Annotated in this window: 27 protein-coding genes; 19 read left to right on the top strand and 8 right to left on the bottom strand. The window is 67.1% G+C overall.

The window, feature by feature from the left end; translation table 11 throughout:
• Window positions 1–40 precede the first annotated feature (40 nt).
• Complete coding sequence (locus AC1RNQ_RS08515) at window positions 41–1,297, bottom strand: DUF418 domain-containing protein (protein ID WP_493170450.1); 1,257 nt, start codon at window positions 1,295–1,297, stop codon at window positions 41–43.
• Between the two features lie 154 nt (window positions 1,298–1,451).
• Between AC1RNQ_RS08515 and AC1RNQ_RS08510 the strand changes: the two genes are divergently transcribed.
• Together AC1RNQ_RS08510 and AC1RNQ_RS08505 are read left to right on the top strand one after the other, a co-directional pair.
• On the top strand, window positions 1,452–2,237 hold the full coding sequence (locus AC1RNQ_RS08510) for a Coq4 family protein (protein ID WP_493170448.1): 786 nt from the start codon (window positions 1,452–1,454) through the stop codon (window positions 2,235–2,237).
• A 68-nt stretch (window positions 2,238–2,305) separates the two neighbouring features.
• A complete protein-coding gene (locus AC1RNQ_RS08505; protein WP_493170447.1) occupies window positions 2,306–2,650 on the top strand; it encodes a hypothetical protein in 345 nt (114 codons plus the stop codon).
• A gap of 3 nt (window positions 2,651–2,653) precedes the next feature.
• Here the strand turns inward: AC1RNQ_RS08505 and AC1RNQ_RS08500 are convergent, their stop codons facing one another.
• The 6 genes from AC1RNQ_RS08500 to AC1RNQ_RS08475 form a co-directional block, all read right to left on the bottom strand.
• Window positions 2,654–3,055, bottom strand: a complete 402-nt coding sequence (locus tag AC1RNQ_RS08500) for a hypothetical protein (RefSeq protein ID WP_493170445.1) — start codon at window positions 3,053–3,055, stop codon at window positions 2,654–2,656.
• Window positions 3,052–3,792, bottom strand: a complete 741-nt coding sequence (locus tag AC1RNQ_RS08495) for a DUF72 domain-containing protein (protein WP_493170444.1) — start codon at window positions 3,790–3,792, stop codon at window positions 3,052–3,054. Before AC1RNQ_RS08495 ends, AC1RNQ_RS08500 begins: the two co-directional genes overlap by 4 nt.
• Window positions 3,789–4,073 carry a hypothetical protein gene (locus tag AC1RNQ_RS08490; RefSeq protein WP_493170443.1) on the bottom strand — a complete coding sequence of 95 codons (285 nt, stop codon included), beginning with the start codon at window positions 4,071–4,073 and terminating at the stop codon, window positions 3,789–3,791. Before AC1RNQ_RS08490 ends, AC1RNQ_RS08495 begins: the two co-directional genes overlap by 4 nt.
• 61 nt (window positions 4,074–4,134) lie before the next feature.
• Window positions 4,135–6,390: a phosphoribosylformylglycinamidine synthase subunit PurL gene (purL, locus tag AC1RNQ_RS08485; RefSeq protein ID WP_493170441.1), complete on the bottom strand. Its 2,256-nt coding sequence runs from the start codon at window positions 6,388–6,390 to the stop codon at window positions 4,135–4,137.
• Window positions 6,391–6,476: 86 nt separating this feature from the next.
• Window positions 6,477–6,767 carry a hypothetical protein gene (locus AC1RNQ_RS08480; RefSeq protein WP_493170439.1) on the bottom strand — a complete coding sequence of 97 codons (291 nt, stop codon included), beginning with the start codon at window positions 6,765–6,767 and terminating at the stop codon, window positions 6,477–6,479.
• A gap of 231 nt (window positions 6,768–6,998) precedes the next feature.
• Window positions 6,999–7,658: a hypothetical protein gene (locus AC1RNQ_RS08475; RefSeq protein ID WP_493170438.1), complete on the bottom strand. Its 660-nt coding sequence runs from the start codon at window positions 7,656–7,658 to the stop codon at window positions 6,999–7,001.
• An 85-nt stretch (window positions 7,659–7,743) separates the two neighbouring features.
• Here AC1RNQ_RS08475 and AC1RNQ_RS08470 point away from each other — a divergent pair, with 85 nt between their 5' ends.
• From AC1RNQ_RS08470 to tgt, 9 genes are all read left to right on the top strand, one after another.
• Entirely contained in the window at window positions 7,744–8,007 is a 264-nt protein-coding gene (locus AC1RNQ_RS08470) for an exodeoxyribonuclease VII small subunit (protein WP_493170436.1), read from the top strand.
• Between the two features lie 5 nt (window positions 8,008–8,012).
• Complete coding sequence (locus AC1RNQ_RS08465) at window positions 8,013–8,933, top strand: polyprenyl synthetase family protein (protein ID WP_493170434.1); 921 nt, start codon at window positions 8,013–8,015, stop codon at window positions 8,931–8,933.
• On the top strand, window positions 8,933–9,439 hold the full coding sequence (coaD, locus tag AC1RNQ_RS08460; protein ID WP_493170433.1) for a pantetheine-phosphate adenylyltransferase: 507 nt from the start codon (window positions 8,933–8,935) through the stop codon (window positions 9,437–9,439). Before AC1RNQ_RS08465 ends, coaD begins: the two co-directional genes overlap by 1 nt.
• A gap of 219 nt (window positions 9,440–9,658) precedes the next feature.
• On the top strand, window positions 9,659–10,351 hold the full coding sequence (locus tag AC1RNQ_RS08455; RefSeq protein ID WP_493170605.1) for a peptidylprolyl isomerase: 693 nt from the start codon (window positions 9,659–9,661) through the stop codon (window positions 10,349–10,351).
• 13 nt (window positions 10,352–10,364) lie between these two features.
• Window positions 10,365–11,393, top strand: coding sequence for a tRNA preQ1(34) S-adenosylmethionine ribosyltransferase-isomerase QueA (queA, locus tag AC1RNQ_RS08450; RefSeq protein ID WP_493170431.1), 1,029 nt, complete (start codon window positions 10,365–10,367; stop codon window positions 11,391–11,393).
• Between the two features lie 246 nt (window positions 11,394–11,639).
• Entirely contained in the window at window positions 11,640–13,778 is a 2,139-nt protein-coding gene (locus tag AC1RNQ_RS08445; protein WP_493170429.1) for an EAL domain-containing protein, read from the top strand.
• A 56-nt stretch (window positions 13,779–13,834) separates the two neighbouring features.
• Window positions 13,835–14,596: a tetratricopeptide repeat protein gene (locus tag AC1RNQ_RS08440; protein WP_493170428.1), complete on the top strand. Its 762-nt coding sequence runs from the start codon at window positions 13,835–13,837 to the stop codon at window positions 14,594–14,596.
• Between the two features lie 54 nt (window positions 14,597–14,650).
• Complete coding sequence (locus AC1RNQ_RS08435) at window positions 14,651–15,139, top strand: hemerythrin domain-containing protein (protein WP_493170426.1); 489 nt, start codon at window positions 14,651–14,653, stop codon at window positions 15,137–15,139.
• Window positions 15,140–15,386: 247 nt separating this feature from the next.
• On the top strand, window positions 15,387–16,532 hold the full coding sequence (gene tgt, locus AC1RNQ_RS08430) for a tRNA guanosine(34) transglycosylase Tgt (protein WP_493170424.1): 1,146 nt from the start codon (window positions 15,387–15,389) through the stop codon (window positions 16,530–16,532).
• Here the strand turns inward: tgt and AC1RNQ_RS08425 are convergent.
• Entirely contained in the window at window positions 16,525–16,692 is a 168-nt protein-coding gene (locus AC1RNQ_RS08425) for a NepR family anti-sigma factor (protein WP_493170422.1), read from the bottom strand. The two genes, tgt and AC1RNQ_RS08425, sit on opposite strands and share 8 nt — an antisense overlap.
• 221 nt (window positions 16,693–16,913) lie before the next feature.
• Between AC1RNQ_RS08425 and AC1RNQ_RS08420 the strand changes: the two genes are divergently transcribed.
• From AC1RNQ_RS08420 to AC1RNQ_RS08385, 8 genes are all read left to right on the top strand, one after another.
• Window positions 16,914–17,708 (top strand): response regulator, encoded by a 795-nt coding sequence (locus tag AC1RNQ_RS08420; RefSeq protein WP_493170420.1) that lies wholly within the window; start codon window positions 16,914–16,916, stop codon window positions 17,706–17,708.
• A gap of 41 nt (window positions 17,709–17,749) precedes the next feature.
• The gene (locus AC1RNQ_RS08415) at window positions 17,750–20,455 is read left to right on the top strand and encodes a bifunctional [glutamine synthetase] adenylyltransferase/[glutamine synthetase]-adenylyl-L-tyrosine phosphorylase (protein ID WP_493170419.1); all 2,706 of its coding nucleotides are present in this window, start codon (window positions 17,750–17,752) and stop codon (window positions 20,453–20,455) included.
• Window positions 20,452–20,916 carry a peroxiredoxin gene (locus AC1RNQ_RS08410; RefSeq protein WP_493170417.1) on the top strand — a complete coding sequence of 155 codons (465 nt, stop codon included), beginning with the start codon at window positions 20,452–20,454 and terminating at the stop codon, window positions 20,914–20,916. The genes AC1RNQ_RS08415 and AC1RNQ_RS08410 overlap by 4 nt, the downstream gene beginning before the upstream one ends.
• On the top strand, window positions 20,913–21,704 hold the full coding sequence (locus tag AC1RNQ_RS08405) for a ferritin-like domain-containing protein (protein ID WP_493170415.1): 792 nt from the start codon (window positions 20,913–20,915) through the stop codon (window positions 21,702–21,704). Before AC1RNQ_RS08410 ends, AC1RNQ_RS08405 begins: the two co-directional genes overlap by 4 nt.
• Window positions 21,705–21,881: 177 nt before the next feature.
• Complete coding sequence (locus AC1RNQ_RS08400) at window positions 21,882–22,520, top strand: M23 family metallopeptidase (protein WP_493170413.1); 639 nt, start codon at window positions 21,882–21,884, stop codon at window positions 22,518–22,520.
• A gap of 227 nt (window positions 22,521–22,747) precedes the next feature.
• Window positions 22,748–23,089, top strand: a complete 342-nt coding sequence (erpA, locus tag AC1RNQ_RS08395; RefSeq protein ID WP_493170412.1) for an iron-sulfur cluster insertion protein ErpA — start codon at window positions 22,748–22,750, stop codon at window positions 23,087–23,089.
• Between the two features lie 39 nt (window positions 23,090–23,128).
• Complete coding sequence (xth, locus tag AC1RNQ_RS08390) at window positions 23,129–23,902, top strand: exodeoxyribonuclease III (RefSeq protein ID WP_493170411.1); 774 nt, start codon at window positions 23,129–23,131, stop codon at window positions 23,900–23,902.
• Window positions 23,899–24,891, top strand: coding sequence for a cyclic nucleotide-binding domain-containing protein (locus AC1RNQ_RS08385; protein WP_493170409.1), 993 nt, complete (start codon window positions 23,899–23,901; stop codon window positions 24,889–24,891). The genes xth and AC1RNQ_RS08385 overlap by 4 nt, the downstream gene beginning before the upstream one ends.
• The last annotated feature ends 21 nt before the right edge of the window (window positions 24,892–24,912 follow it).

The raw sequence follows: 24,912 nt of genomic DNA, 5'->3' as shown, positions 1-24,912 counted from the left end.
ATTATCTGTATAATACAGATGCGGCGCGCCGCGTCCAGTCCTAATCAGGCCCGGCGGCCTTGCGCATCGGTTGCAGGCTGAGGCGCGACAGGCTGCGCCACAGCCATTCGAGCGGACCATAATGATAGCGCTGGAGCCACGGCTTCGACCACAGCAGCATCGCCCCCCACATGCCGAAGCAGAAGAGATAGAGCGCGGTCCGCCCGACGCTGCCGAACAGCCCCAGCCCATAGCCGTAGAAGATCGTCGTCATCACGATGCTGGTGCCGAGATAGTTGGTGAAGGCCATGCGTCCGGTCGCGGCGAGGCGCTCGCGGGTAGAGGGGCTGGCGGCAGTCTTGATCAGCAGCATGATCAAGGCGGCCCAGCCGACCGTCAGCAGCGTGTCGAACGGGACCGACCAGACGATCGATGCGCCGAAGACCGATATCGCGCTGAACTCCGCGTTCACCTGGTACAAGGCAAGCGCGACCAGCGGCGGCACGCCGATCAGGAAGCATCGCACTGCCCATTTGCGATAGCGCGCGACATCCCATTCACCAGTCAGCATGCGCGACTTGAACAGCGCCATGCCGATCAGCATCAACCCCATCGTTTCCCACGAGAACATCGCGATGAAGAAGAGCGGGTCGCCGCCCATCTCGCCCGTCCGGTGTCCGACGATAGAGCCATAGCTGCCGAGGTAGATCGCGATTTCCTTTGCATAGGCCGGCGTGCCCGGCCCCATGTCGCCGTTCATGTCGGCGAGTGCCTGTTTCATCCCGGCCATCGTTTCGGGGGGCAGCGTGCCCGCTTGGGCCATGCTGAGCATGGTCCAGAAGCTGCCCGGCAGCGCAAGTGCGACCAGGAAGAAGGGGATCGACCAGAGCAGAAGCGCCCGGACCGACAATTTGCGGAACAGGAAGAGCAGCAGGCCGCAAATCGCATAGAGGAACAGGATATCGCCGAACCAGATCAGGTAGAAATGGATGAGGCCGAAAATCGCGAGCCAGAACATACGCGAATAATGTGCGTCCACGGCGCTGCGCCCGCCGCTGGCCGCGCCTTCGATGACGAGCAGGGTGCTGGCGCCGAACAGCATCGAGAACAGGCCGCGCATCTTCGAATCGACGAAGACGAAGTTGAAGAACCAGGTGGCGAGGTCCAGATCGGCGGGCGGTCCGCCGGCGGCGGGATTGGAATAGGCCGGGAAAGGCAGCGCAAAGGCGACGATGTTCATCGCCAATATGCCCATCACCGCGACGCCGCGTATCGCGTCGAGGCTTTCATAACGTGGCGCCGCACTGCCGCTCGTCATCCCCATTCCCCCTCAGGACCGGCACAGAGCTATCGCCCCGCTCGGGCAGCGTCGAGCGGTTTCTTTCCGGTGCCGGGCCGTCGTTCATCAACTATTGACATCTATGTCAGTAATGCTAGGTAGCAATCAGCAACGATTCGAGACGAGGCTTCCCATGACGACCCCGACCATTTTCTCTCACCCCGACCGCGTTCCCGCGAAGTTCCGTCCACTGAAGGCGTTCCGGCACTTCCGCAATCTCATCAAGGACAAGGAAGACACCGAGCAGGTGTTCCACATCTTCGAGAATCTGCCGCGCAAGGGCTTCATGGACGACGCGCGCGCCTTCGTCGAAAGCGAAAAGGGCCGCCAGTTGATGGCGAGCGAGCCCTATCTGCCCGACCTGCTCGACGATCATGGCTGGATCGACGCACTGCCCGAAGGCAGCGTCGGCCACGCCTATGTCACCTTCATGCGCCGCGAAGGGCTGTCGGCCGCGGGGCTCGTCGCCGAGGCCGACAAGATGGGCCGCCCGAAGTTCGACGACCAGATCCAGTGGTACGCCAACCGCCTGCGCGACACGCACGACCTGTTCCACATCCTGACCGGCTATGGCCGCGACGCGCTCGGCGAACAGTGCGTGCTCGGCTTCACTTATGGCCAGACGGGCAATTACGGCAATTTCTTCATCGCCTATGCCGGCGGCTACGAGCTGAAGCGCAGCGTCAAGGGCGATGCGCCGGTGATGGGCGCGATCCGTCAGGGCCAGCGCCACGGCAAGGCGTCGCAGGCGATCATCGAGCAGGACATCCGCTCGCTCCTCGCCGAGCCGCTCGAAGCCGCGCGCGCGCGGTTGGGGATCGGCGAGCCGACGCTGTATCAGGAAGCGCACCGCGCGTATCGCAGCCGCGGCATCGATCCGTATAATTTCCTCGCGTCGCAGGCGGCGGTCGCGGCCTGATCCTCGCGGCTTGCGAACCGGTCCGGCCGCGCTAAGGTCGGCCCGGGTCGCGCCATCGGGGAATTACGATGTTTCTTATGCTTATGGCCGCGCTCGCGACGCCGAGCCCGGCACCCGCCTGCGCCTTCAACCCGGCCAATGGGGCGATCACCCATGCCGCAGAGCCGACGCCGGCGTTCGAAGCCGCGGGGCTGAAATGGTTCATCGAGAACGAGGTGCTGCGCTTCGCGGGTGGGACCTATGCCAAATATGGCCTGCCGCGGCAGCTGGCGCCGATGGAGATCGAGGCTGCGGGCGATAGGGGCGATGTGCCGATCTTCATCGAGGCCGGCAATTATGTCGAGGCGCCCGAGGTCGTCTATGTGATGGTGAAATCGGCGGATTGCAGCTTTCAGCCTTACGCGCGGGAGTGAGCCTCAGCGCAATTCCTTGCGGATCATCAGCTTCAGGCCCGACCAGACCGCGTCGACCGCGCAGACCTTCACATCGACCCAGCCCATCGGCAGGCAGATTTCTCGGATGACATCCTCGGTGATGTCGGTCGGGACTTTCGACGCCTTCTTGGGCCAGCTCGCCCAGACGAAACCCGCGGGATCGATCAGGGCGCGCAGCTCGGTAAGCAGGCGTTCGAGTTCGGCGCGGTCGGTGGTGAAGATGTGCGCGGCCTGGAGTCCGGCTTCGGGTGCGGCGCGTTCGTCCAGTGCGATATCGCCGATCTCGGCGCGCACGCTGGCGGGCATTGCGTGGAACCAAGCGGTCACCCCGTCCTTCAGCGACAGCTTCTTCGCGAGCGGCGTGCCCGAATAGCCCGTCGTCATTTGTCCAACCGGGCGATCAGTGCCTGTGCGGCGGCGGGATTGCGGACCTTCGCGCCCGAGATGAAGAAAAGGAAGACGTCGCGGTCGCCCTTGGCCCAGTCGCGGGCCTGCCGGGCCCATTTGTCGAGCGCCTTGTCGTCATAGCCGGTTTCTACATTCTCCTCGCTGCGTTGCAGCCGCGCGTAGGTGAAGTCGGCGGTCTGTTCGTCTATGCAGGGGAATTCGTCGCTGTCGGCATAGACGATCGCCATGTTCCGTTCGCGCAGCATGTCGACGAACGCCGGGTCGCGGAAGCTTTCATCGCGGACCTCGATCGCATGGCGCAGCGGCAGGCCGTCCTGCGTATCGGGCAGCAGGTCGAGGAAGCCCGCGAAATCGTCGCGGTCGAATTTCTTGGTTGCCATGAACTGCCAGTGGATCGGGCCGAGCCGGTCGCCGAGGCGGGTGAGGCCCTGCGTCAGGAATTTCTCGATCGAGGCGGCGCCTTCCTTCAGCACCTTGCGGTTGGTCGTGAAGCGCGACGCCTTGACGCTGAACTTGAATCCGTCCGGCACCGACTCGGCCCAGTTCGTGAAGGTTTCGGGCTTCTGGCTGCCATAATAGGTGCCGTTGATCTCGATCCCGGTCAGGTGCTGGCCGGCATATTCGAGCTCGCGCTTCTGCGCGAGGCCGGCGGGGTAGAAGGGGCCGCGCCAGGGTTCGAAGGTCCAGCCGCCGATGCCGATGTGGATGCTCATTTTTTCATCGCCTGCCGAAGCTCATCATCTATCCCGGACCATAAAGTCTCCGGCTTAAGCACCAGCTCAACGCCTTGGTATCGTGCACCGCATACAATCTGCCTGAACCACGAGAGATATGACCACTCTCGCGGCTTGGGACTGTAGAGACAACGCCGCTCGGCATCCCAGTGAACTTCCATCGCTTCGCGATAGATATACGGGAAAGTCGCTGTCGCGGGCCTCACCCACAGCGACCCATTTTGATCTATCCCGACCTCTTCAATCGCATCGATCCGCATTGTGCCTCCATAAACATCATGCAGGCTGATTGGATGAATTTCCAGATGTTACGGGCGGCGATCAGGCGAGGGCCGCATCCGCCCCCATCAGCGCTGGGAAAAAGCCTTCATGCGCCTCGCGCAGTTCGGCGAGCGTCACCTGATGGTCGCTGCCCTCCAGTTCGAAGACGATGCGGTCCTTGATCGTGCGTCCGACCGGATCGACCGGCACGTCGGCGCGGCCCGCGGCGTCGAGGAAGTCGGCGAGGCAGGTGTCGCACACGGTGACCAGATACAGCCCTTGGTCCTCGCCGAAGAAGCTCTCGGCGATGCCGAACGGCTGTTCTTCGCTGACCAGCACGCCGATGTTCGATTTGAGCGCCATTTCGGCGAGCGTCACCGCGATGCCGCCGTCGGACACGTCGTGGCAGGCGGTGATCCAGCCGGCGTTGATCGCACCGCGGATGAAGTCGCCGGTGCGCTTTTCGCAGCGCAGGTTAACCTCGGGCGGCGGGCCTTCTTCGCGGCCATGGATTTCACGCAGCCACACCGACTGGCCGAGATGGCCGGCGCGTTCGCCGACCGCGAGCACGATGTCGCCGGTGCGTTTGAAGCCGATGCCGACCGCTTTGTTCAGATCCTCGATCACCCCGACGCCGCCGATTGCGGGGGTCGGCAGGATCGCGCTGCCGCCGCCGGTCGCCTTGCTCTCGTTGTAGAGGCTGACGTTGCCCGACACGATCGGATAGTCGAGCGCGACACACGCCTGCGCCATGCCGTCGAGGCAGCCGACGATCTGCCCCATGATTTCGGGACGCTGCGGGTTGGCGAAGTTCAGGCAGTTGGTGATCGCGAGCGGGGTCGCGCCGACCGCGCTGATGTTGCGCCAGGTTTCGGCAACCGCCTGCTTGCCGCCCTCGACCGGGTCGGCGTAGCAATAGCGCGGGGTGCAGTCGGTCGACATCGCGAGCGCGCGGTTGGTGCCGTGGATGCGGACGAGCGCGGCGTCGCCGCCGGTCTGCACCGTGTCGGCGCCGACCTGGCTGTCATACTGCTCCCAGATCCAGCGACGGCTGGCGATGTCGGGGGTGCCCATCAGCGTCTTGAGGTCGGCCGCGACATCCTTCGTCTCGGGGACGTTCGTCAGTTCGGCCTGCTTCGGCGTCGGGACGTGCGGGCGGTCATAGAGCGGCGCGTCGTCGGCGAGCGGCGCGAGCGGGATGTCGCAGACGATCTCGCCTTTATGCTCGAGCACCATGCGGCCGGTGTCGGTAACGGTACCGATGACCGCGAAGTCGAGTTCCCATTTGTGGAAGATCGCGGCGGCGAAATCCTCACGCCCGGGCTTCAGCACCATCAGCATGCGTTCCTGCGATTCGGACAGCATCATTTCATATGCCGTCATGCCGGTTTCGCGCTGCGGTACGTCGTCCATCTTGAGATGGAGGCCGACGCCGCCCTTCGACGCCATCTCGACCGACGAGCTGGTGAGGCCCGCGGCGCCCATGTCCTGGATCGCGACGATCGCGTCCGACGCCATCAGTTCGAGGCACGCCTCGATCAGCAGCTTTTCGGTGAAGGGGTCGCCAACCTGTACGGTCGGGCGCTTTTCCTCGGCATCCTCGCCGAAGTCGGCCGACGCCATGGTTGCGCCGTGGATGCCGTCGCGGCCGGTCTTCGACCCGACATAGACGATCGGATTGCCGACGCCGCTGGCGGCCGAATAAAAGATCTTGTCCTGCTCGGCGATGCCGACGGTCATCGCGTTGACGAGGATGTTGCCGTCATAGGCCTTGTGGAAATTGACCTCGCCGCCGACCGTCGGCACGCCGACGCAATTGCCATAGCCGCCGATGCCGTGGACGACGCCCGAGATCAGATGCTTCATCTTCGGATGGTCGGGGCGGCCGAAGCGCAGCGCGTTGAGGTTCGCGACGGGGCGCGCGCCCATGGTGAAGACGTCGCGCAAAATGCCGCCGACCCCGGTCGCTGCGCCCTGATAGGGTTCGATGTACGACGGGTGGTTGTGGCTCTCCATCTTGAAGATCGCGGCGAGCTTCTTGCCGCCTTCGCCTTCGCCGATGTCGATGACGCCGGCGTTCTCGCCGGGACCGCAGATCACCCAGGGCGCCTCGGTGGGCAGCTTCTTCAAATGGAGGCGCGAGCTTTTGTAGCTGCAATGCTCGGACCACATGACCGAGAAGATGCCGAGCTCGACGAGGTTCGGTTCGCGCCCGAGCGCGTGCAGGACACGCTCATATTCTTCCGGAGACAGGCCGTGTTCGGCGACGATCTCGGGGGTGATGACGGAGGCGGGCGCGGTTGCTGTCTGAGTCATGGCGCGCCTTTAGCGGGGCGCGCGCCATTGGAACAGACCCCATGAGGCCCTTGCAGGCGATAAATGGGGCCTGTTCCGGTCGGAGATCAGCGCGCGGCGAGGACGGTGACCGAGGCCTTGAGCGGCTCGACGTCCTTGAGCGAGAATTCGACCTGCTGCGAGCCGACGGTGCCGCGCACCTTATGGGTGCCGACGCGGAGCGAGAAGCGCTTCCCGGTCGCTTCGTCGACGCCTTCGATAATGCGGCGCTCGCCGACGGTCTTGATCGTGTAGCTGTAGATGCGGCCTTCGTGCTCGAAGCGGCGAGCCTCTTCGGCATGGGCGGCGGCGGGAAGCGCCGCGAACAGCGCGACGGCGGGGAGGATGAACTTTTTCATGATGCAAGTCCTTGTCTGGATGAACAAAACTTGCCTTTATGCCCCTCTCTTCTTGTGCAGTGCAGCATGACGGCGCTGCGGAGTCGCGGCAATTGCAAATAATGGAATCGCGATTGCGTGCGGTGACGTGGGGTCAGGCGCTGCGCGGGAGCAGGGTCAGCACCAGCCAGAGCGCGTCGAGCAGGCCGAACACCAGCGCGGTCGCGACATAGGCGGCGACGGCTTGCAGGCTCATGCGGTGGCGGCTCGCGGCCGGCGGTCGGCGCCGGCCCAGGCGGCGGTCGCGGCGAGCAGGGTGTAGGCGAAGAGCATCGTCGCAGGGATCGCGAGCGAATAGGCGGGCTCCTTGGGGCCGAACCAGTCGACCGCCTGTACCAGCGCGAGCAGCGCGGCGAGGATCCACAGCCGGCGGCTGCCCACCGGCGCCCGCGTGCGGCGCGCGTAATAGAAGAGCGCGGCGCCGATGAAGGCGAGCTCGAGCGGCATTGCGATCGCGGGATGGTTCCAGAGGCCAAGCCCGAGCTTCGGCGGCGCGCCGAACACAGTGAGGTCGGGAATATGGACGAGGAGATCGACGAACCAGTGCGACAGCACGACCAGCGCCGCGCCGATCGCCGCGGCGCGCCGCTTCGTCGCGAACAGGACGAGCGCGCCGAACCCTGCGGCCCACAACAGGCTCCCGATCAGGCTGTGCGTATAGGGCATGTGGTGGAGGTCCATCGGGTTCATCGCGGTGATGCCGGGTTCGATCCGCATCGCCTCTATGCCGGGCACGAGCAGCGCGGCGAAGCCGATGTCGACGAGCTGCGCGGCGACGAACAGCGTTCCGAGGCCCGCGGCTTTCGGCCGGGCGGCGGCGACCAGCGCCGGGGCGAAATGGCCGATGAACATGGTGGCGGATGCTAGGGCCGTGGCGGGCGGCGTCAAGCGCGAGTGCACTTGACCATCGGGGGGCGAAGGGGCCAAAGCAGGCGTCATGACGGACACCCCCGATAGCCCCGCCGAATCCGCAATTTCCTCGCTGTCGTTTGAAGCCGCGATGGGCGAGCTCGAGACGATCGTGCGGCGGCTGGAAAGCGGCGACGTCAGCCTCGAGGAATCGGTCACGCTCTACGAACGCGGCCATGCCCTGCGCGGCCATTGCGAAGCGCGGCTCGCCGCGGCGCAGGCGCGGATCGAGCAGGTGAGCCTCGGTGCCGACGGCCGCGCAGCGGGCACCGCGCCGTTCGGCGAGGGCTGAACCCGATGGCGGTCGCGGAGGGGGAGATCGATGCCGGCGCGCGGCTGGTCCACGCCGCACAGGCCGATGTCGCCGAGGCGATCGACCGGTTGTTCGACCAGTTGCTGCCCGTTCCCGACGACCCGCGCGACCGGCTGTACGAGGCGATGCGCCATGCCGCGATCGGCGGCGGCAAAAGGCTCCGCCCGCTGCTCGTCCGCGCGGCGGGCGACCTTTATCATGTCGACCGCGCACCCAGCCTGCGCGTCGGGGCGGCGGTCGAGGCGATGCACGTCTATTCGCTGATCCACGACGACCTGCCGTGCATGGACGATGACGACCTTCGCCGCGGCAAGCCGACGGTGCATAAGGCGTTCGACGAGGCGACCGCGGTGCTCGCGGGCGACTCGCTCCATGCGCTGGCGTTCGAATGGCTCGTCGATCCGGCGACCCACGCCGACCCGTTCGTGCGCAGCGAACTGATCCGCGAGCTGTCGCGCGCCGCCGGGCCCGCGGGCATGGCGGGCGGGCAGATGATGGACCTCGCCGCCGAGACTGCGCAATTCGACCTGCCGACGGTGACGCGGCTGCAGCAGCTGAAGACCGGCGCGCTGATTGCCTTTTCGGTCGAGGCGGGCGCGATCCTCGCGCGCATTCCGGCCGAGGGGCGCACGCCCTTGCGGGGCTATGCGCGCGACATCGGGCTGGCGTTCCAGATCGCCGACGACATCATGGACGTCGAGGGCGACGAGCAACTCGCGGGCAAGGCGCTGCACAAGGACGAGGCCGCGGGCAAGGCGACCTTCGTCACGCTGATGGGGCTCGACCGCGCGCGCGAGCAGGCGCAGGCGCTGGTCGACCAGGCGGTCGCGCATCTTGCGGGTTTCGGCGAGGAGGCGACGCTGCTGCGCGCCATCGCCTCTTATATCGTGGAAAGGGATCGCTGATGCGGGTGGGGGTTTATCCGGGGACGTTCGACCCGATCACGCTGGGGCATATGGACATCATCCGGCGCGGGGCCAAGTTCGTCGACCGGCTGATCGTCGGGGTCACGACCAACATCGCCAAATCGCCGCTGTTCGACGACGATGAGCGCATTGCGATGGTCGAGGCCGAGCTCGCGGGGATCGACGGCGATATCCAGGTCGTCGGGTTCAATTCGCTGCTGATGGACTTCGCCGACGCGCAGGGCGCGTCGATCGTCGTCCGCGGGATTCGCGGCGTCACCGATTTCGAATATGAGTATCAGCTGACGGGCATGAACCGCCAGCTCAACGCCCGGGTCGAAACCGTCTTTCTGATGGCCGACGTCAGCCTGCAGCCGATCGCGTCGCGGCTGGTCAAGGAGATCGCGATATTCGGCGGCGACATCCACAAATTCGTCACCCCGACGGTGCGCGACGCCGTGGTGGCGCGCATCGCCGAACGCGGACTGCGCCAAGGCATGGCATGATGATCGAATTCGGCACCGGGCCGGTGCCGCCTCCAAAAGCGCGTCCCAATCATTGAGCGTTCAGCTTTTTCCCGCTAGGGCGCGCCAGACGGGGCGCAAATTGCAGTTTTTCACAAAGGCCGATCCAGCATGACTTTCACTTTCCGCCCTCTGATCCTGACGGCGATGGCGTTCGGCCTTGCGGCTTCGGCCGTCGCACAGGAAGCCCCGCCGGCGCCGATGCCCGACGGCAGCGTGCCGCCCTCGGCCCCGGCCGAGGCGCCCGTGACGCCGCCTGCCGAAACCCCGGCACCTGCGGCCGATGCGGCGGCAGCGACCGCGACGCCCGCGGCACCGGCGATGACGCCCGATCAATATATCAACAATCCCGAATATATGCTCGACCTCGACCTCTCGACCGGCGGGCGCGTCGTCATCCAGCTCTATCCCAATGTCGCGCCGAACCATGTCGAGCGCGTCAAGCAGCTGGCGCGCGCGGGCTTCTACGACGGGGTCAAGTTCCACCGCGTAATCGACGGCTTCATGGCGCAGACGGGCGATCCGACGGCAACCGGACAGGGCGGCTCGCAGCTCCCCGACCTCAAGGCCGAATTCAACGCGTCGCCGCACCTGCGCGGCACGCTGTCGATGGCGCGCGCCGAGAGCGAGGACAGTGCGAACAGCCAGTTCTTCATCATGCTGCAGCCGCGCTTCGCGCTCGACCGGCGCTACACCGCCTTCGGCCGCGTCGTGTCGGGCATGCAATATGTCGATGCGATCCAGAAGGGCGAACCGCCCGCGGTGATGTCGCGCATGGTCCAGGTGTCGGTCGCCGCCGACAACAAGCCGGTGCCCCCCGCGTCGGCGTTGACCGAAGCGCAGCCCGCGCCGGCCGAGATCACCGCCGACCAGCTCAACGCGCCGATCCAGTAAGGAGAGGCGCGCGATGCGCGTCGACGCCTTCGATTTCGACCTGCCCAGCGAGCGCATCGCGCTCCGCCCCGCGCGCCCGCGCGATGCGGCGCGGATGCTCGTGGTTGCGGACGGGGCGATAAGCGATATGGGCGTGCGCGACCTGCCGTCGCTGCTGCGCGCGGGCGACTGCCTGGTGTTCAACGACACGCGGGTGATCCCCGCGCAGCTTGAAGGCACGCGCGGAGAGGCGAAGATCGGCGCGACCTTGCACAAGCGCATCGACCTCCGCCGCTGGCAGGCGTTCGTGCGCAACGCCAAAAGGCTGCGCGTCGGCGAGCGCGTCGATTTCGGCGCCGGGGTCGCGGCGGTTGCGGAGGAGCGGCTCGCCGACGGCAGCTTCGTCCTCGCCTTCGCGGGTGACGAGCCGGTCGAAGTCCTGCTCGAACGCGCGGGCACGATGCCGCTGCCGCCCTATATCGCGGGCAAGCGCCCGACGGACGCCGAGGATCGCAGCGATTATCAGACGATGTTCGCGAAGGAAGACGGCGCGGTCGCTGCGCCGACCGCGGCGCTGCATTTCACCCCCGAGCTGTTCGCGGCGCTCGCGGCGGCCGGGGTGAAGAGCGAGACGCTGACGCTGCATGTCGGCGCCGGGACCTTCCTGCCGGTCAAGGCGGACGACACCGACGACCATGTGATGCACGCCGAATGGGGCCGCATCGAAGCCGACACTGCGGCGCGGCTGAACGCCGTGCGCGCCGCCGGCGGCCGGCTGATCGCGGTCGGCACGACGAGCCTCCGCCTGCTCGAAAGCGCCGCGGGCGAGGACGGTACGATCGCGCCTTTCGCGGGCGACACCGCGATCTTCATCACGCCGGGCTATCGCTTCAAGGCGATCGACGGGCTGATGACGAACTTCCATTTGCCGAAGTCGACGCTGTTCATGTTGGTTAGTGCGCTGATGGGGCTGGAGACGATGCAGGCGGCCTACCGCCATGCGATCGAAAGCGAATATCGCTTCTACAGCTATGGCGACGCGAGCCTGTTGCTGCCCGATTAGAGGCTGTCCTGCTCCGATCGAATCACCGTGGCGCTGAACCTGTCGAAGGGGGCTTCCCGGATAGGCGCCCTTCGACAGGCTCAGAGCTGCGGTGCGATTTGCATGGGCCGCGCTCCAGCCCCGATCCTTAGCCATTTACGGATTTTCAAGGCCTATCCCCTAAAGGCTCCATATTGGTGGGGACCAGTATGATGATGCGAGATGCATAGGCCGGCGCGTTGCCCGGAGGACCGGGAGGAACGGGCGGTGCCAGACGGCGGCGGGCGTGGATTTCTGGGCAAGTTCGGCGGCGCCCGCGCGGCGCCGCGCGGCGAGGGCGTGCCGAATATCCAGGCCAGGGAAGCGCTGCTGCTCCTCCGGAATTACGAGGAAAGCGGGCAAGGCTGGTTCTGGTCGACCGACGCCAACGGGCGGCTGACCTATATCACCCCGTCGGTCGCCGAGCAGATGGGGCGGAGCGCCGCCGCGCTGGCGGGCGCGAGCTTTGCCGAGCTGTTCCTGCCAGCCGGAAGCCATGGCGAGCGCCAGCGCACCTTGCCCTTCCTCTTGACCAAACAGTCCAAATTCGACGAATTGCCGCTGCGCTGTGCCTTTGAGGGCGACCGCTGGTGGGCGGTGTCGGGGCGGCCGCATTTCGACGCCGGGGGGCGCTTCACCGGCTATCGCGGCAGCGGCGTCGACATCACCGAACAGCGCCGCTCGGCCGAGGATGCGTCGCGCCTTGCGATGTACGACAGCCTGACCGGGCTCGCCAACCGCTTCAACATTTCGAAAAAGCTCGACACGACGCTCGCCGCTTTTGCGCAGCAGCAGCGCTCGTGCGCGATCATGCTGCTCGACCTCGACCGCTTCAAGCAGGTCAACGACACGCTGGGCCACCCCGCGGGCGACGCGCTGCTCAAGCAGGTCGCGGGCCGCCTGCTCAAGATCGTCGGCGACAAGGAAATGGTCAGCCGGCTGGGCGGTGACGAGTTCCAGATCATCCTGCCCGACATCGAGGATCGCGGCAAATTGGGCGAGATGGCCGCCGACATCATCGCGAGCCTGTCGCAGCCCTATTCGGTCGAGGGCAGCCGCTGCATCATCGGCGCGTCGGTCGGGGTCGCGATCAGCCCCTTCGACGGCGACAACAGCGACAACCTCGTCCGCAACGCCGACCTCGCGCTCTATGCCGCCAAGGGCAACGGGCGCGGGCGCTTCGCCTTCTATTCGAGCGATCTGCACCAGGCCGCCGAGGATCGCCGCGCGCTCGAGGAGGATTTGCGCGACGCGCTGGCGCGCGGCGAAATGGAGCTGTCGTACCAGCCGATCGTCCAGGCCAGGACCAATGTCGTCACCGGCATGGAGGCGCTGGTGCGCTGGACGCACCCCGAGCGCGGGCCGATCTCGCCCGCCTTGTTCATCCCGATCGCCGAGGAAGCCAATCTGATCTGGGCGCTGGGCGAATGGGTGCTGCGCAAGGCGTGCGACGATGCGTCGCGCTGGCCGGGGGCGATGCGCGTCGCGGTCAATGTCTCGCCGATCCAGTTCGCCAATGCCGAACTGCCGCGGATCGTCGCGCATGCGCTCGCCGCGAGCGGGCTGCCGCCCGAGCAGCTCGAGCTCGAGATCACCGAAAGCGTGTTCCTGGGCGATTCGGCCGAGACGAGCCAGATGTTCAAGGCGCTGAAAGGGCTGGGCGTGCGCCTCGCGCTCGATGATTTCGGTACCGGCTATTCGTCGCTCGGCTACCTCCAGTCGGCGCCGTTCGACAAGATCAAGATCGATCAGAGCTTTGTGCGCGGGGCGACCGAGCCGGGGTCGCGCAACGGCGCGATCATCGCGGCGATCGTCGCGCTCGCCGAGGCGCTGGAGATGGAGACGACCGCGGAGGGGATCGAATCGCTCGACCAGCTCGACCTGATCCGCAAGCTCAACGTCAGCCATGTGCAGGGTTTTGTGTACAGCAAGTCGGTATCGAACGACGAACTGCTCGGCCATGCCGAGACGGGCAACTGGATGATCGAGCCCGCGGGGCCGGCGCGCCAGCGCAACGGCCGCTTCCAGATGTTCCGCAAGGTCGGCGCGATCCACGGCAATTACCGTTACACCGTGGTGATGCGCAACCTGTCGGCGACCGGCGCCTTTATCGAGGGGTTGATCGACGTGCCGCTGGACACGCAGTTCGTGATCGATTTCGGCGAAGGGCAGCTGGTCACCGGCACCGTCCGCCGGTCGAAGAAGCACCAGCAGGGCATCGAGTTCGAACAATCGATGGTGAGCGACGGCAATGGCGGGCTGTGCACGCGGCACCGCGTGTCGCCCTATCTGATCGCCGCGGCGAGCCAGCAGGCGGGGATCGCGCTGCCCAGTTTTACCACGACGAGCGACTGGGCGGCCAAATGATCGCGGGCCTTTTCAGGGCCTAGCGCTTTGCCGATCATGCTGTCACAAGACGCGGCATGAGGGATATTCGCAACATCAAAGCCCTGGGCGCCGTCGCGCTGGCCTGGGCCCTGCTCACTGCCGCATCGACCGGTCCGTCGACCGGCGAACAGGTCGCCGACCTGCTCGACGCGGGCAAGCCGATCGAGGCCTTTTCGCTCGCGCAGGCGAAGGCGAACGAGGGCGATGCCGAGGGGCAGTTCGCGCTCGGATGGTTCTACGACAATGGCGAGCATATGACCGCCGACAAGGCGAAGGCGGCGGGGCTGTACCGCCAATGTGCCGATGCGGGGCTGAGCCAGTGCCAGTGGCGGCTGGGCGTGATGCTCGACACCGCCGACGGCGTCGCCGAGGATTCCGCGGCGGCGCTGGCGCTGATTTCCAAAGCGGCGGCGCAGGGCAATGGGCAGGCGCAGATGAGCCTCGCGGTGATGCACGCCAATGGGCGCGGCACGCCGGTCGATTATGCGAAGGCGATGGAAAATTACCAGGCCGCGGCGAAGGCCGGCCAGCCGCACGCCTTTTTCGGCGTCGGGCTGCTCTATCTCGAGGGGCAGGGGGTCGCGAAGGACGGCGAGACCGCGGCGGCGTGGTTCTCGGTCGCGAATTTGCTCGGCGACGCGCAGGGCAAGGCGACCAGCGAGCGGCTGCTCGCGGGGCAGAAGAACGAGGTGCTCGACCGCGTCGCGGCGAAGGCCAATGCGATCTACGCCGAATATATCGGCCCGCTCGCGAAGGCTGCGGCGCCGGCCACTCCGCCCGCGCCCAAGACGCCCTGACGGAACCGGGCGCCACCCCGTCCGTTCTCCTGTCGACCAACGACGGAGACGATCATGGCGGAAAGCAAGATTTTCGAGCGGCTGAAGGCCGACCACGACCGGCATCGCGACCTGCTCGACCGGATCGACGAGACGCATGGCGACAGCGACGAGCGCGAGCAATTGTTCGAGGCGTTCCGCGTCGAGGTGACCGCGCATGCGGCGTCCGAAGAGTTGTCGCTCTATGCGACGATGATGGCCAAGCCCGACCTGCGCGAAGACGCGCAGCACAGCGCGAGCGAGCATAAGGAAATCGACGAGATGCTCACCGAGCTCTACGAGATGGACTTCGCCTCGACCGGCTGGCTGACGCGCTTCCGCACGATGAAGCACCGTTACCTCCACCATATCGAGGAGGAAGAGGACGAGATGTTCCCCGCCGCCGAGGAAGGGCTGAGCCAGGCGCGCAAGGAGGAAATCGCGGAGATTTTCGCCAAGGAGAAGCCGAAGGAAAAGGCGAAGGCGGCCGAGGAAGAGCCGTCGAGCGAGGATGAGCGGGAGTAGGGGGCGGGAGCGAGGATTATGCTCTCTCCCCTTCAGGGGAGAGATACGAAGGCTTGGCAGCTTGCTGCCTAGCCGGAGTTGAGAGGGGCTTCCGATCGCTGGCGGTCATGCCCCTCTCCAAGCTCCGCTAGCTCCTGACGGAGCAAGCTGCGCTATCCTCTCCCCTGAAGGGGAGAGGGCTATATGTCCGCTCGCCGAACCACCCCCACCTCGACTTTTCCCCCCACCCCCGCCATAGGCGCGCGCCATGACGACAAGATTCGCCTTTTCGGTCGCCGCGACCGACGGCGCTGCGCGCACGGGTACGATCGCGATGCTGCGCGGCGAGATTCGCACCCCCGCCTTCATGCCCGTCGGCACCGCCGCGACGGTGAAGGCGATGCGGCCCGCCGAAGTGCGCGCGACCGGCGCGGACATCATCCTCGGCAACACCTATCATCTGATGCTGCGGCCGACCGCCGAACGCATGGTCCGGCTGGGCGGACTCCATAAATTCATGGGCTGGGACCGGCCGATCTTGACTGACAGCGGCGGCTATCAGGTGATGAGCCTGTCGGCGCTGACCAAGCAGAGCGAGGAGGGGGTGGCGTTCAAGAGCCACCTCGACGGGTCGCGGCATATGCTGACCCCCGAACGCTCGATGGAGATCCAGCGGTTGCTCGGCAGCGACATCGTGATGGCGTTCGACGAATGCCCGCCGAACGGTGTCGACGCCAAGCGCGCCGCGGCGAGCATGGAACGCTCGATGCGTTGGGCGGCGCGCAGCCGCGCCGGCTTCGACGCGGGCGAGGAGCATGCTGCGCGGTCGGCGCTGTTCGGCATCCAGCAGGGCTCGCTCGACGAAAAATTGCGCGCGCGCTCGGCCGCGGCGCTGACCGACGTCGGCTTCGACGGCTATGCGATCGGGGGGCTCGCGGTGGGCGAGGGGCAGGAGGCGATGTTCGGCGTGCTCGACTTCGCCCCTGGCCAGCTTCCTGCCGACAAGCCGCGCTACCTGATGGGGGTCGGGAAACCCGACGATCTGGTGGGTGCCGTGGCGCGAGGTGTGGACATGTTCGACTGCGTGCTGCCGACGCGCTCGGGCCGCAACGGGCAGGCCTTCACCTGGGAAGGGCCGGTCAATATCCGCAACGCCAGGCACGCCGAGGACAAGGGTCCGCTCGATGCCGCGTGCGGCTGCCCGGTGTGTTCGACCTGGTCGCGCGCCTATCTGCATCACCTCGTCCGCGCGGGCGAGATGCTGGGCGCGATGCTGATGACGCAGCATAATCTGCATTTCTACCAGGATCTGATGGCGGGAATGCGCAGCGCGATCGCCGAAGGGCGCTTCGCGGCCTTCCAGTCGGATTTCGAGGATCGCTATCGCCGCGGCGCGGCCCGACGAGTCAGTTGAGCTTGTTGAGCAGGTCCATCATCGAATCTGGGATATTCTCCTCGATCGCCGACTCATAAGCGCGACGCAGGGCGATGTTCACGTCCTGCGCCTTTTTGGGCATTTTTTTGTCGGCGTCTTTTCCGGTGGCCTTGGCTCGGGAACCGGTTTCAGACGACATTATCGTGACATCCAATGGACATGGGGCCTGTAGCTAACCGCGCGGCGAGCAAAGCGCAATGACGCTTTGTTCCTTCCCCATGAAACCAATTTGCGGCTAAATCGTTCCGTGACAGCGCAATAATATCGGGCGTGGCGGGCGTGCGCGCGCCTTTCGCCGGGTTTTGCGCCCGGTATTCGAATGTTTCGGGGCAGGCAGCGACCTGTTTTAGGAGGTAATATATGTCATTGGGTCAGGCGATCGCGCCGCATCTTCCCTATCTGCGCCGCTACGGGCGGGCGATTTCGGGAAGCCAGCAAAGCGGCGATGCACTGGTCGCGGGCCTTTTGCAGACCTTGGTGGCGAATCCCGGGGCGGTCGACACCAGCGCCGACCTGCGCATCCAGCTCTATCGCATGGTGCACGACAATTTCGGCCTCGTCGCCGAGCAGGCGGGAGCTTCGGATGAACCCGCGGCGGCTGACATCGCGATCGCCGATGCGCGGCTGCGGCGCATTCCCTCGCTCGCGCGCCAGGCGCTGCTGCTGACTGCGGTCGAGGGGTTCAGCGAAGACGAGGCGGGGCGGATCGTCGGGCGCGACGCCGGCACGGTGCACGCCCTGATCGCGCAGGCGCTGGACGAGATCGAGCGTCAGACGCGCGCGCGAATCCTGATCATCGAGGACGAGCCGATCATCGCGATGGACATCGAAATGATCGTCCGCGACCTCGGCCACGACGTCGTCGCGGTCGCGACCACCCATGCCGAGGCGGTCGCCGAGGCGCAGAAGCACAAGCCCGGCCTCGTCCTCGCCGACATCCAGCTCGCCGACAACAGCTCGGGGATCGAGGCGGTGCAGGAAATCCTCGCCGAGGTGAAGCTGCCGGTCATCTTCATCACCGCCTTTCCCGAACGGCTGCTGACCGGCGACCGCCCCGAGCCGGCGTTCCTGCTCACCAAGCCGTACCAGCCCGCGACGCTGCGCGCGGCGATCTCGCAGGTGCTGTTCTTCGACGAGAGCACGGTTCCGGCCTGACGCCTTGCCATGCGCAGATGCGCGGGCGATAGCGGCGGGCGATGACCGCACCGGATTCTTCCGCGCGCCAATCGGCGCTCGATCGCCTGACCGCCAACGCGCCGTTCCTCGCGCGGCTCGCCGAAATCCATGCCGACGACGTCGCGCGTTTCCTGCGCGAGGGCACCGACGCGGCGCTGGTCGCGGTCACGGCGCCGCCGGTCGACGACGACATCATGGTCGGCCTGCGCCACTGGCGCGGGCGGATGGCTTTGCTCCTCGCGCTCGGCGACCTGTCGGGCGAGCATGATGTGACGACGACGACGCGGCATTTGTCGGCCTTCGCCGACGCCGCCTGCGACGCCGCGCTTGCCGCCGCCTTTGCCGAACGCACGGACGAGGACGCGCGCGGGCTGTCGGTGATCGCGCTTGGCAAGCTCGGCAGCCACGAACTCAATTACTCGTCGGACATCGACCCGATATTGATCTTCGATCCCGAGACGATGCCGCGCCGCCAGCGCGACGATCCGACCGAGGCGGCGGTGCGCATCGCGCGGCGGATGACCGAGATCCTGTCGGCGCGTACCGCGAACGGCCATGTGCTGCGCGTCGACCTCCGCCTCCGCCCGCACCCCGAGGTGACGCCGATCGTGCTGCCGGTCGATGCCGCCATATCCTATTATGAATCCGAGGCACTGGCGTGGGAGCAGGCCGCGTTCATCCGGTCGCGCGCCTCCGCAGGCGACCGCGCATTGGGCGGTGAATTCCTGTCGGCGATCCAGCCCTTCATCTGGCGCCGCAGCCTCGATTTCCGGCAATTGAAGGAAATCGGCGCGATGAGCGACCGCATCCGCGACCATTTTGCGCAGGGGCAGGCCTTCGGCCCCGGTTACGACCTCAAGCGCGGGCGCGGCGGCATCCGCGAGATCGAATTTTTCGCGCAGGTCCATCAGCTGATCTACGGCGGTCGCGACCCGTCGCTGCGCGTGCCGGCGACGGTCGGCGCGCTCGCCGCGCTCGCGAAGGCGGGACGGATCGATGCCGATATCGCCGAGCGGCTGACCGGCCATTATGCGGTGCTGCGGCGGGTCGAGCATCGGCTGCAGATGATCGAGGACCAGCAGACGCACTGCCTGCCGCTCCAGCCCCCCGCGCTCGACGCGGTGGCGCGGCTCGACGGGCACGCCGACGGCGCGGCGCTTCTCGCGATGCTCGAGCCCGTCACTGCCGATGTCGCGGCCTGTTACGACCGGCTGGTGCTCGAACGCGCGGCGACGAACGGGCTGCCGCGCGACGAGGGCGAGCTGGCGGGCGCGCTGATGGCGGCGGGGTTCGAGCCGGCCGACGCGGCGCTGCGCACCATCGCGGAATGGCGCGGCGGCAAGCTGCGCGCGCTGCGCACGCCCGCCGCGCAGGATGCGCTCGAAACCGTCCTGCCCGGGCTGGTCAAGGCGCTGGGCGCCGCGCCCGATCCCGAGACGGCGCTGACGCGCTTCGACAAGCTCGTCTCGGGGCTGCCGAGCGCGATCAATTTCTTCCACCTGCTCGCGGCGCAGCCCGAGCTCGCGAAGGTCGCGGTGCGCGTGCTGACGCTCGCCCCGACGCTGGCCGAGGCGCTTGGCGCGCGGGTCGAGCTGATCGAGGGGCTGATCGACAAGCGCGCGTTCGAGGCGCCCGCGACCAGGGCCGAGCTGCTCTCCGAATGGGCGCCGGGGCTGGCGGGGCTCGATTATGAGCGGCTGCTCGACCGCGTGCGCGACCGCGTCGGCGAGCGGCGCTTCGCCTATGGCGTGCAGCTGATCGCGGGTGCCACCGACCCGATGATGATCGCCTGCGGCTATTCCGAACTCGCCGAGGCGGCGCTGCAGGTGCTCGCCGACGCGACGGTCGCCGAGTTCGTCGAAGCGCACGGGCGGATCGCCGACAGCGAACTCGTCGTGCTCGCGCTGGGGCGGCTGGGCGGGCGGGCGCTGACGCACGCGTCGGACCTCGACCTCATCTATCTTTTCACCGGCGATCATCTCGCCGAATCGGACGGGCGGCGGCCGCTCGGCGCGACCACCTATTACAACCGCCTCGCGCAGCGGCTGACCGGCGCGATGTCGGTGCCGACCGCGGCGGGCAAGCTCTATGAAGTCGACACGCGGCTGCGGCCCCAAGGCGCGCAGGGCCCGCTGGTCGTCACGCTCGACAGCTTCGAACGCTATCAGCGCGAGGAGGCGTGGACGTGGGAGCATATGGCGCTGCTCCGCGCGCGGGCGGTCTATGGCTCGGATCGCGCGAAGGCCGCGGTGCAGCGGATCATCGACGCGCTGCTCGCGATTCCGCGCGATCCTGCCAAGCTCGCGCAGGATGCCGCCGGGATGCGCGGCAAGATGGCGGCGCACAAACCGCCGAAGGGCGCGCTCGACATCAAGGGCGGGCTGGGCGGGCTCGTCGACCTCGAGTTCGCGATGCAGGTGACGCAGCTGTCGAGCGGGCGCTGCCACGACCCCAATATCGGTTCGGCGCTCGCCTGCCTGCGGATCGAGGGGCTGGCGCCGGCGGAGATTTGCGACGCGCACGGGCTGCTCGCGCGGATGCTGGTGATGCTGCGGCTGACCGCGCCCGACGGCGAGCCCGCGACCCCGGCGGCGCGCCAGCTGGTCGCGGCGGCGTGCGGCGAGCCCGGCTGGCCGCAACTGCTTGCCGCGCACGATGCGGCGCGGCAGGAGATCGCGAACTGGTGGGCGTCGATTCGCCCCGATCATCAGGAGAATGAGCCATGACCCTTGCCATCGGTGATGCCGTGCCCGCCGTTACGCTGCTCGACGCCGACGGCGCGGCGATCGACCTGAAGGCGCTGAAGGGCGCGCCGTTGGTGGTCTATTTCTACCCCAAGGCCGATACTCCGGGCTGCACCGTCGAGGCGCAGGATTTCACGCGGCTGGCGCCCGAATTCGCGAAGCTCGGCGCGCAGGTGCTCGCGGTGTCGCGCGATGCGCCCGCGAAGCTCTGCAAATTCCGCGACAAATATGGGCTGACCGTGCGCCTCGCTTCGGACGAAGACGGCGCGGTGTGCGAGGCGTTCGGGACCTGGGTCGAGAAGCAGAATTACGGCCGCACCTATATGGGGATCGAACGTTCGACCTTCCTGTTCGGCGCCGACGGCACGCTGGCGAAGGAATGGCGCAAGGTGCGCGTGAAGGGCCATGCCGAGGCGGTGCTGGAGGCGGCGAAGGCGCTTTGACGACCTTGGGCGAAGCCGCGCGCGCGGTGCTGCTCACCGCCGACCCGCACGCCAAGAGGCGCGCGGCGCGCGGGCTGGCGCGTGCGTGGCGGCGGGGCTCGCTTGCGCATCGCTGCGAGGTCGCGATGCCCGACCGGCCCGCCTGGCCCGCCGAGCCGCAGCTGCTGCCGCCCAACCAGATGCCGCGCCGCCGCAAGGGCGGGTCCGACCGCGGGCGGATCGCGATGCTCCACGCGCTCGCACATATCGAGTTCGTCGCGATCGACCTCGCGGTCGACCTGATCGGGCGCTTCGGCGGTGAATTTCCGCGGGGCTTCGTCGACGACTGGATCGCGGTCGCGGCCGACGAGGCGATGCATTTCGCGCTGATCGACCGGCGGCTGCGCCAGCTCGGCAGCCATTATGGCGCGCTGCCCGCGCATGCCGGGCTGTGGGAGGCGGCCGAGCAAACGAGCGATGATGCGCTGGCGCGGCTCGCGATCGTGCCGATGGTGCTCGAGGCGCGCGGGCTCGACGTTACTCCGGCGATGATCGAGCGGTTTCGCGGCACCGGCGACGTCGCCTCGGCGCTTATCCTCGAACGCATCTATGCCGACGAGATCCGCCATGTGACCGCGGGCACAGTCTGGTTCGAATGGGCGTGCGAGAGAAGGGGATTCGCACCGGCGTTAACCTGGCAAAGCCTCGTAAAATCGCGATTTCGGGGAGTGTTGAAGCCGCCGTTCAACGACTCGGCGCGTCGTGACGCCGGTTTAACGCAAGAATACTATGCCGTTGTTGCTTCGTAAGGCCCGCCCCCGCAGACAGGCTGCCGGGCGGATGATCAATCATCCAAAAGCAGACTAAACCGGCACCAATGGCCGTTCCGGACCATTGGCGACAAGGCAGATGCGGGGTCGTAAGTGATTAACACTCTTCTGGCGCAAAAGTTTCATTTTGGGCTGATCTTTTGTGCCACCGCGCTGATGGGCGTGAACGCCCCGGCGGCTCATGCCGCAGAAAACAGCGCCGATGCGAGCATCGTCGTACCCGACGAACCCGATGACGACAGCTTCGACGCGGGCGTGCCGCAGGTCGGCGAAGATAGCGAAGCGCGTGCGATCTTCCAGGCGTGGAAGCGCCTCGACACCGGGCTGACGCAGAGCCTGGGCGTTTCGGTCCCGTCGCGGGTGCCGATCCAGAACATGTCGCTCTCGTCGTCCTACGGCATGCGCGTCCACCCGATCACCGGCAAGGTCGCGCGCCACAACGGCATCGACATCCCGGCGCCGCACGGCACCCCGATCTACGCCACCGCCGACGGCACCGTCGGCCGCGCCCAGCGCCTAGGCGGCTATGGCAATTACGTCGAAATCGAACATGGCAACGCGATCCAGACGCGCTACGGCCATATGTCCTCGTACATCGTCCGCCCCGGCCAGCAGGTGAAGAAGGGCGAGATCGTCGGTTATGTCGGCTCGACCGGCCGCTCGACGGGCAATCACCTGCATTATGAAGTCCGCATCGAAGGCGCGCCGGTCAATCCGATGCCCTTCTGCCGCCAGGATTCGATGGCGATCGCGGCGATCACCGGTGACAAGCTCGCGATGGGCGGTCCCGAATAAACAAGTTTCCAGGGTCGGAGAGGAGGGGCGCCCAACGGTTCAAGCCGGGGCGCCCTTTTTCTTTTGGGTGCCTGGGATGGCGGGTTTCGGGCGGTTGCGGACAACGCCGGTCCTCCCCGTGCGGGGGAGGATCGGCAACGTCCGCTCCCCACCCCAAAGCCGCCACCCGCGCAACACCTATCCCAGCAACCCCTTCCATTCGCGCCCGCACGCCCTATCTTCACCCCATGGCCACGCAGCTTTCCGATATCACCCTGTCCCCTGCCGCCGCGGCGCGCGTCCGCTGGATCGCGCAGCGCAAGGGCAACACCGACGCCGCGTTGCGGCTCGCCGTCGATGGCGGCGGCTGTTCGGGCTTCACCTATCGCTTCGGGCTCGCCGAGAGCATCGACGCCGGCGATATCGTCACCGAGACCGATGGGGTGAAGCTGGTCGTCGATCCGGTCAGCATCGACCTGGTGCGCGGCTGCGTCGTCGACTTCGTCGATTCGCTCGGCGGATCGTCGTTCAAGGTCGAAAATCCCAACGCGGCCTCGGGCTGCGGCTGCGGGTCGAGCTTCTCGATCTGACGCCTTTCGCGGGGCGCCGCATGCTGCCATAGATGCGGCATGAAAATCGCGACCTTCAATATCAACGGGATCAAGGCGCGGCTGCCGCGCCTCATCGAATGGCTCGAGGAAACCCAGCCCGACATCGCCTGCCTGCAGGAACTGAAGTCGAGCGACGAGACGATGCCGACCAAGGAGATCGAAACGGCGGGTTACGGCTTCCTCTATCACGGGCAAAAGGGCTTCAACGGCGTCGCGATCCTCGCCAAAGGCACGATGCCGGTCGAGACGCAGCGCGGGCTGGCGGGCGAGGCCGAGGACGAGCAGTCGCGCTATCTGGAGGCCGACGTGCACGGCCTGCGTGTCGGGTGCATCTATCTCCCCAACGGCAATCCGCACCCGGGTCCGAAGTTCGATTATAAGCTCCGCTGGATGGCCCGCCTGCGCGAGCGTGCGAAGGAACTGCTCGCCGCCGAGATCCCGGCGATCCTGACCGGCGACTATAACGTCATCCCCTACGACGACGATGTGTGGGACCCGCGCGGGCCAATGGCGGGTGACGCGCTGATGCAGCCCGAATCGCGCGACGCCTGGTTCCGCCTGCTCGGCGACGGCTGGACCGACGCGGTGCGCAGCCGCCATCCCGCGGGCGGGGTGTGGACCTTCTGGGACTATCAGGCGGGCGGCTGGCAGCGCGACCATGGTTTTCGCATCGACCATCTGCTGCTGAGTCCGGCACTCGCCGACCGGCTGATCGGCGCGGGCGTCGACAAGGACCATCGCGGCCGCGAGAAGGCAAGCGACCATGCGCCGACCTGGGCGGTGCTGGGATGAGCCTGTTGTCCGCCGCGAAGCTGGCGGACGCGCCGCTCTTCGCCGGACTCGACGCGGCTGAGCTCGCCGAACTCGCCGACGGTTTTTCGCCGCGCCATTTCGCCGACGGCGCGGCGCTGCTGGTCCAGAACGAGCGCGCCGAAGGGCTGTATCTGGTCGACGAAGGCCGGGTCGATATCGGCAAGCGGCTGCCGGGTGGCGGGCTGGCCTTGCTCGCCAGGGTCGGCCCCGGCGAGGTGATCGGCGACATGGCGCTGATCGGCCGCGACCTCAAGCGCTCGGCGATGGGCATCGCGCGTGGGCCGGTGGCGAGCTGGTACCTGCCCGCCGACCAGTTCCGCGCGGCCTTGGCGCGGCTCCAGCCCGCGTCGCTGCGGCTGCAGGCGGCGCTCGGCGAGCTGATCGCCGCGCGCGTCGCGGGCAAGACGCGCGATATCGCCGCGCTGCTCGCGAGCGAACCCGACAGCTTCACGCCGCGCCCGCAGCGCGCGCTGGCGCCGGTCGTCGAGGAGGATTTCGCGGCCGAGGCGTTCCTCGCCAAGCTGCCCTGCTGCGCGGAGATGAACCCGGCGCAGCGACAGGCCTTCTGGGATGCGGGGACGCGGATCGACGTGGCGGCGGACGGCGACCTTGCCGCGGTGGGCGCGGCGTCCGACGGCTTGTGGCTCGTCGTGCGCGGCGCGGTGCGCAGCGCGCTGCCGCACAAGGATGGCGTCTATCAGCTGACGATCACCGGCCCCGGCCAGCTGGTCGGGCTGTCGCCGCTGCTGCTGGGCGCGCCGCACGACCGGATGCTGCGCACGAGCGAGCAGGCGACGCTGCTCCGCTTCGAGCGCGACACCTTCCGCGAGATGCTGGGCACCGGTGACGCGCTGAGCCGCGAGGTCGGGGCATCGGTGAACGCTGATCTGGTCACTGCGCTTGACGCGCTCGACCAGGTCGAGGCACGCATCCTCGCGATGCGGCGCGGGCATGCGGTGGCGGCCTAGCTTATGACTGCGTCGCGCTGG

The sequence above is a fragment of the Sphingopyxis sp. GW821-FHT12F08 genome (assembly GCF_058806755.1).
Note: the sequence above shows the minus strand (reverse complement) of the source record. Positions and strands in the feature narration are given on the sequence as shown.

What these genes read in the sequence shown, in the direction of transcription:
- AC1RNQ_RS08515 (WP_493170450.1), bottom strand. Translation starts at nt 1,297, where the DNA reads ATGACGAGCGGCAGTGCGGCGCCACGTTATGAAAGCCTCGACGCGATA.
- AC1RNQ_RS08510 (WP_493170448.1), top strand. Translation starts at nt 1,452, where the DNA reads ATGACGACCCCGACCATTTTCTCTCACCCCGACCGCGTTCCCGCGAAG.
- AC1RNQ_RS08505 (WP_493170447.1), top strand. Translation starts at nt 2,306, where the DNA reads ATGTTTCTTATGCTTATGGCCGCGCTCGCGACGCCGAGCCCGGCACCC.
- AC1RNQ_RS08500 (WP_493170445.1), bottom strand. Translation starts at nt 3,055, where the DNA reads ATGACGACGGGCTATTCGGGCACGCCGCTCGCGAAGAAGCTGTCGCTG.
- AC1RNQ_RS08495 (WP_493170444.1), bottom strand. Translation starts at nt 3,792, where the DNA reads ATGAGCATCCACATCGGCATCGGCGGCTGGACCTTCGAACCCTGGCGC.
- AC1RNQ_RS08490 (WP_493170443.1), bottom strand. Translation starts at nt 4,073, where the DNA reads ATGCGGATCGATGCGATTGAAGAGGTCGGGATAGATCAAAATGGGTCG.
- purL (WP_493170441.1), bottom strand. Translation starts at nt 6,390, where the DNA reads ATGACTCAGACAGCAACCGCGCCCGCCTCCGTCATCACCCCCGAGATC.
- AC1RNQ_RS08480 (WP_493170439.1), bottom strand. Translation starts at nt 6,767, where the DNA reads ATGAAAAAGTTCATCCTCCCCGCCGTCGCGCTGTTCGCGGCGCTTCCC.
- AC1RNQ_RS08475 (WP_493170438.1), bottom strand. Translation starts at nt 7,658, where the DNA reads ATGTTCATCGGCCATTTCGCCCCGGCGCTGGTCGCCGCCGCCCGGCCG.
- AC1RNQ_RS08470 (WP_493170436.1), top strand. Translation starts at nt 7,744, where the DNA reads ATGACGGACACCCCCGATAGCCCCGCCGAATCCGCAATTTCCTCGCTG.
- AC1RNQ_RS08465 (WP_493170434.1), top strand. Translation starts at nt 8,013, where the DNA reads ATGGCGGTCGCGGAGGGGGAGATCGATGCCGGCGCGCGGCTGGTCCAC.
- coaD (WP_493170433.1), top strand. Translation starts at nt 8,933, where the DNA reads ATGCGGGTGGGGGTTTATCCGGGGACGTTCGACCCGATCACGCTGGGG.
- AC1RNQ_RS08455 (WP_493170605.1), top strand. Translation starts at nt 9,659, where the DNA reads ATGCCCGACGGCAGCGTGCCGCCCTCGGCCCCGGCCGAGGCGCCCGTG.
- queA (WP_493170431.1), top strand. Translation starts at nt 10,365, where the DNA reads ATGCGCGTCGACGCCTTCGATTTCGACCTGCCCAGCGAGCGCATCGCG.
- AC1RNQ_RS08440 (WP_493170428.1), top strand. Translation starts at nt 13,835, where the DNA reads ATGAGGGATATTCGCAACATCAAAGCCCTGGGCGCCGTCGCGCTGGCC.
- AC1RNQ_RS08435 (WP_493170426.1), top strand. Translation starts at nt 14,651, where the DNA reads ATGGCGGAAAGCAAGATTTTCGAGCGGCTGAAGGCCGACCACGACCGG.
- tgt (WP_493170424.1), top strand. Translation starts at nt 15,387, where the DNA reads ATGACGACAAGATTCGCCTTTTCGGTCGCCGCGACCGACGGCGCTGCG.
- AC1RNQ_RS08425 (WP_493170422.1), bottom strand. Translation starts at nt 16,692, where the DNA reads ATGTCGTCTGAAACCGGTTCCCGAGCCAAGGCCACCGGAAAAGACGCC.
- AC1RNQ_RS08420 (WP_493170420.1), top strand. Translation starts at nt 16,914, where the DNA reads ATGTCATTGGGTCAGGCGATCGCGCCGCATCTTCCCTATCTGCGCCGC.
- AC1RNQ_RS08415 (WP_493170419.1), top strand. Translation starts at nt 17,750, where the DNA reads ATGACCGCACCGGATTCTTCCGCGCGCCAATCGGCGCTCGATCGCCTG.
- AC1RNQ_RS08410 (WP_493170417.1), top strand. Translation starts at nt 20,452, where the DNA reads ATGACCCTTGCCATCGGTGATGCCGTGCCCGCCGTTACGCTGCTCGAC.
- AC1RNQ_RS08400 (WP_493170413.1), top strand. Translation starts at nt 21,882, where the DNA reads ATGGGCGTGAACGCCCCGGCGGCTCATGCCGCAGAAAACAGCGCCGAT.
- erpA (WP_493170412.1), top strand. Translation starts at nt 22,748, where the DNA reads ATGGCCACGCAGCTTTCCGATATCACCCTGTCCCCTGCCGCCGCGGCG.
- xth (WP_493170411.1), top strand. Translation starts at nt 23,129, where the DNA reads ATGAAAATCGCGACCTTCAATATCAACGGGATCAAGGCGCGGCTGCCG.
- AC1RNQ_RS08385 (WP_493170409.1), top strand. Translation starts at nt 23,899, where the DNA reads ATGAGCCTGTTGTCCGCCGCGAAGCTGGCGGACGCGCCGCTCTTCGCC.